This is a genomic window from Microbacterium umsixpiens (genome assembly GCF_053543675.1).
Window position 1 is genome coordinate 1,518 of the sequence record NZ_JBLVOH010000225.1, and the last position, 5,136, is coordinate 6,653.

Annotated in this window: 5 protein-coding genes; 4 read left to right on the plus strand and 1 reads right to left on the minus strand. The window is 70.7% G+C overall.

Translation table 11 applies throughout. The features are described from left to right. Together ACNPM4_RS18770 and ACNPM4_RS18775 are read left to right on the plus strand one after the other, a co-directional pair. Positions 1–775, plus strand: a 775-nt coding sequence (locus ACNPM4_RS18770) for a CpsD/CapB family tyrosine-protein kinase (protein WP_448986727.1), incomplete at its 5' end; no start/stop codon positions are given. A gap of 112 nt (positions 776–887) precedes the next feature. Next, positions 888–2,345 (plus strand): tyrosine-protein kinase domain-containing protein, encoded by a 1,458-nt coding sequence (locus ACNPM4_RS18775; RefSeq protein WP_448986728.1) that lies wholly within the window; start codon positions 888–890, stop codon positions 2,343–2,345. A gap of 24 nt (positions 2,346–2,369) precedes the next feature. Here the strand turns inward: ACNPM4_RS18775 and ACNPM4_RS18780 are convergent, their stop codons facing one another. Next, a complete protein-coding gene (locus ACNPM4_RS18780) occupies positions 2,370–2,813 on the minus strand; it encodes a GtrA family protein (RefSeq protein WP_051662295.1) in 444 nt (147 codons plus the stop codon). A gap of 54 nt (positions 2,814–2,867) precedes the next feature. Here ACNPM4_RS18780 and ACNPM4_RS18785 point away from each other — a divergent pair, with 54 nt between their 5' ends. Both ACNPM4_RS18785 and ACNPM4_RS18790 read left to right on the plus strand, forming a co-directional pair. Further along, positions 2,868–3,653 (plus strand): glycosyltransferase family 2 protein, encoded by a 786-nt coding sequence (locus ACNPM4_RS18785; protein WP_448986730.1) that lies wholly within the window; start codon positions 2,868–2,870, stop codon positions 3,651–3,653. Then, entirely contained in the window at positions 3,650–5,098 is a 1,449-nt protein-coding gene (locus tag ACNPM4_RS18790) for a hypothetical protein (RefSeq protein ID WP_448986731.1), read from the plus strand. Before ACNPM4_RS18785 ends, ACNPM4_RS18790 begins: the two co-directional genes overlap by 4 nt. The last annotated feature ends 38 nt before the right edge of the window (positions 5,099–5,136 follow it).

Sequence of the window (5,136 nt, forward strand, 5' to 3'; positions counted from 1 at the left end):
GGGGGCGCCGCTCGACCGCCGGGTGCGCGTCGCCGCCGATGTCGAGGCCGCCGTGCCGGTTCCCGTCCTCGGACAGATCCCGCTCGACCCGGACACGGGCGAGCACCCCCTCGCCATGAGCACCGCACCGCACGGCCTCCGCGCCGAGGCCTACCGCACCCTCCGCACCAACGTGCGCTTCTTCTTCTCCGGCAACCAGGGCGTGTTCGTCGTGACCAGCTCCGGCCCCGGCGAGGGCAAGTCGACCACCGCGGCGAACCTGGCACTCGCCTTCGCCGATGCCGGGCAGCGCGTGGCCCTGCTCGACGGCGACCTCCGCCTCCCCCGCGTGGCCGAGTACTTCGGCATCGAGGGTGGGATCGGACTCAGCGATGTGCTGGCCGGACGCGTGCAGCTCAACGACGTCATCCAGCGCTGGGGCCGCAGCGCCCTGTTCGTCCTCCCGGCCGGCACTGTTCCGCCGAACCCGGCCGAGCTGCTCGGCTCTTCCGCGATGGAGAGTCTGATCGAGACGCTCACAGAGGCCTTCGACGTCGTCATCATCGACGCGCCACCGCTGCTGCTCGTGACGGACGCCGCCGTGATCGCGCGCGTCACGACCGGAGCCCTCCTGATCGCCGCCGCCGGATCGTCGCAGGCCAACCGGCTCACCGACGCGGCCAAGAGCATCGAGTCGGTTGGAGCCCGAGTGCTCGGAACCGTGTTGACGAAGGCACCGGTCACCGCGTCCGCGAGCACGACCTACAGCGCCTCCGCGCAGACCACGACGAACTGACCACACGCAGCGGCCGGTCGTCCCACCGTCGCTGTGGAAGAATACCGGGATACCGTTTTCACGGCCCGCCTTGATCGGCAGCGGTCGCATTGCATCAGGGGGAATCTGCCGCGTGGAACTTCGCGACTATGTGCGTGTGCTGCACAGAAACTGGATCCTGATCCTCGTCCTGATGGTCCTCGGCCTCGCGGGCGGCGCCGGCTATGCCGCGCTCCAGCAGCCGAAGTACGTCGCATCGACGCAGCTGTACGTCTCGGTCCGCACCGAGGGCGCCGCCACCGGCGACCTCGTGCAGGGCACGACCTTCGCACGACAGATGGTCACGAGCTACGTCGACGTCGTCGGCACGGCGCTCGTGCTCGAACCCGTGATCGATGAGCTCGGCCTCGACGACTCGGTCTCGGGGCTCAGCAGCCGCGTCACCGCGACCACGCCGCTCAACACGGTGCTGATCGACGTCAGCGTGACCGACGGAGACCCCGAGCAGGCCGCGGCCATCGCCAACGCCGTCGCGACCAGCTTCCAGGACGCGGTGCAGAAGACACTCGAGCAGCCCGCCACCGAAGACGCCGTCAGCCCGGTGCGCATCACCGTGACCGAGCCCGCCATCGCCTCCTCCACTCCGACGAGCCCCAACGTGCGCCTGCTGATCATCCTCGGCGGCATCATCGGCCTCGCACTCGGCCTCGGCATCGCGATGCTGCGTACCGTGCTCGACAACCGCATCCACACGCTCCACGACATCGAGACGCTCACCGATCGCCCCGTCCTCGGTGGCATCGCGTACGACCCGGATGCCACCAAGCGCCCGCTGATCGTGCACGCCGACCCGCGCAGCCCGCGCGCCGAATCGTTCCGCAGCCTGCGCACGAACCTGCAGTTCCTCAACCTCGACTCGGGCCCCCGCATCTTCGTCGTCTCCAGCGCCGGCCCCGGCGAAGGCAAGTCGACGACCACCGCCAACCTCGCCATCGCACTCGCCGAGACGGGAGCCCGCGTGGCCCTGGTCGACGGCGACCTGCGACTGCCCCGCGTGGCCGACTACCTGGGCATCGAGGGCGGCGTCGGACTCACCGACGTGCTCATCGGACGCGTGGACGTGGCCGATGCGCTGCAGAAGTGGGGCACGTCCGACCTGTACGTCCTGCCGAGCGGGCAGGTCCCGCCGAACCCCAGCGAGCTGCTCGGCTCGGCCGCGATGGATCAGGTACTCAAGTCACTCGGCGACTACTTCGACTACGTGCTGATCGATGCCCCGCCGCTGCTGCTGGTGACCGACGCGGCCGTGGTGGGAAGCAAGACCCGCGGAGTGATCCTCGCCGCCGCCTCCGGCAAGACGAAGAAGCAGGAGCTCTCCGGAGCACTGCGCGCGCTCGAGAACGCCGGCGTGCAGATGCTCGGCGTGGTCGTCACGATGCTGCCGACCAAGGGCCCCGACAGCTACGGCTACGGCTCCTACACCTACGGTTCGACGCACGACCTCGACGGCGAGACGTCGACGGATCGCCGGAAAGCGAAGAAGGCCAAGAAGGCGAAGAACGCCAAGAAGCGCGCAACCGCCCGAGCCTGACCTGCCCGCGACCGAGCCGCACCGCTACTTGGTCGGCGCCACCCGGAAGACGATGCCGTGATAGAGCACGAAGCGCAGCAGGACCACGATGACGATGCTCGTCAGGTTCACGAGGTTGACGGCGACAGCCCCCGGCTCACGGCCGAGGACCGCACCGACGGCTTCGACACCCACCCAGACGAGCACGGCGCCGATGGCCGTGCAGACGGCGTTGGTCACGAGGAACAGCGTGACCTCGGAGACCCGTCCGCGACGATCCCGGTGACGGAACGTCCACTCGCGGTTGCCGATGTACGCGTTCACGAGCGCGACGAGCGAGGCGACGATCTTCGCGGCGACCACATCCCATCCCCACACGTAGACCAGCAGGTTGAAGACGCCGACCTCGATGAGGGTGCTCAGAGCACCCACGACGAGAAAACGGCTGCCGACGCTGGCGATGCGACGGATGCGGGAGGGAGGGTTCATGGCTCAACTAGGCTACTGGCTGATCCCCGCGCCCTCCGCCACCCCAAGGACCCCGTGACCCTTCGCCACCTCGCCGTCGTCATGCCCGCCTACAACGAGGCCGAGGGCATCCAGGGCTTCATCGACGAGATCCGCGACTGCGTCTCTCCCCTGGCCGACCGCGTCACCTTCCACGTCGCCGACGACCGCTCCACGGATGCCACCGCCTCGGTGTTCGACGGCGTCTCCGACGTGACCGTCGAGGTGCAGCCGCTGAACCGCGGCCACGGCCCGACCGCGCTCTCGGCCTACCGCGCCGGGCTCGCCGCCGACCCCGACGTGCTGGTGCATGTCGACGGCGACGGGCAGTTCTACGGGAGCGACTTCGTTCGGCTCATCAACGCGCTCACGACCGAAGACGCCGATGTCGTCCACGGCGTGCGCGACGGCCGCACCGACCCCTGGTACCGCAAGGTGCTCACCGGGGCGGTGGGCCTGCTGATCGCCCTCGCCGCCGGGCGCCGCATCCCCGACGTCAACACCCCGCTTCGCGCCTACCGCCCCGACGCCCTGCGACTGCTCGTCGACGCGACCCCGGCCGACGCCACGGTCCCGCACGTGCACTTCTCGCTCGCCGAGGCGCGCGCGGGCTTCACCGTGCGCTACCTCCGCGTCGCCAGCATCCCTCGTCGGGGCGAATCGACCACGGGCACCATGTGGGGGCGAGGGAACTCGGTCACCCTGCCGCCGAAGCGTCTGCGCCGGTTCGTGCGCGTCGCCCTCGTCGAGGCATGGACCCTCTCTCTGCGGCCATCCGCTCCCCTGCGCGGCATCCGTCTTCCGGAGACCGTCGCGCGATGACCCGAGCACGCACGGTCGTGTTCTGGGCGGCGGCCGTCGCCCTGCTGATCGGTCACGTCATCGTGGCCTGGCACAGCCTCGTGGTGTGGCGCTTCTGGGAGGACGAGGCCTTCAACCTCACGGTCCCGCTCAATCTGCTGGACGGACTCGGATACTCCAGCGACGGCGCGCTCTCCGGCTCGACCATCACGCCGTTCGACCCGCGTATCTCGACCGGGCCCGTCGTGCTCCTGCCCGTCGCCGCGCTCCTCGCGACCGGGATGGACCCGGTGCTGGCCGCACGTCTCGTCCCCTTGGCCTTCTGGGTGGCCCTCCTCGCCGGCCTCGCCGTGATCGGGCGACGCATCGGCGGACGCTGGGCCGCGCTGCTCGCTGTCGCCGTTCCCCTGGTGTTCACGGCGGATGCCGGCTTCTCCCCCATCCAGGGCCCCGCCGACCTGCTGGGCGAGATCCCCGCGGCCGCGCTCCTCGTCTGGGCCCTCACACTGCTTCCCCGCCGCGCATGGCTCGCCGGGCTCCTCGTGGGCCTCGCGATCCAGGCGAAGCTCATCGCCGCCCTCGCGCTTCCTGCCTTCGCCATCGCCCTGTGGGTGCTCTCCGACGGCACCGGCTGGGCCCGCGTGCGCGACACCCTCCGGCGATCGTGGCTGCCCCTCTTGCTCGCCGCCGTGCCGACCCTGCTCCTCGAGCTGGGCGCGCTGCTGTCGCTGGGGTTCTCCGGCTATGTGCAGCACGTGCGCGACTTCGCCCACTTCCTCCGCACCGGCGGGCAGGGCGACGCCGCGACCACGGTGCTGCAGAAGCTCGGGACGCTGGCGGACTCGTGGTCGCTGCCCGGCTTCCTCGCCGTGATCGGAGCGGTCATCGCGCTTGGCCTCGCCATCACCGGCGTCGTGCGGCGTTGGCGTGACGCGAGCGCCGCCGACCGGATCGTGATCGCGTACGCCCTGGCTGCCATCGTCGGCGCGCTCGCCTTCGTCGGCTGGTGGGCCACCGCCTCCCGCCTGCCGCTGTGGGTGCGGCACCCCGCGCCCGGAATCCTCGCGTTCTTCCCCGTCATCGCCGCGGTCGCGCTGTGGGCGGTGACGGCCCTGCCCCGCCGCAAGGGCATTCGTGCCATCGGCATCGTCGCCGCCTCCGCGCTGGCCGCCGTGATCGCCGGTGGCGGCGTGAGTCATGTCGTGTCGATGTACGAGCCCCGCACCACGCTGGAGAGCCAGCGCACGGCCCTCGTGCCTCTCACGGCCTGGGTCGAGGCGAACGACGTCGAATGGCTGGCAGCCGAGCCCTGGGGGTACGCGGTCGCGCCCATCGTGCTGACGGGCGCGCACGTCGGACTCTTCGACGCCCCCGCCATGGCCGACGTGCCACGGCTGACCACTCAGCCCTGCACGACCGAGACGCTGGTCGACGCCGGCCAGTACCGCATCTGCGCGGCACCCTGACCACCGCCCCTCGACTCCCCCGCAGACAGAGAACCGGG

Bases quoted from the DNA above. Each gene is read 5' to 3' on its own strand.
- ACNPM4_RS18780 (WP_051662295.1), bottom strand. From the start codon at position 2,813: ATGAACCCTCCCTCCCGCATCCGTCGCATCGCCAGCGTCGGCAGCCGT.
- ACNPM4_RS18790 (WP_448986731.1), top strand. From the start codon at position 3,650: ATGACCCGAGCACGCACGGTCGTGTTCTGGGCGGCGGCCGTCGCCCTG.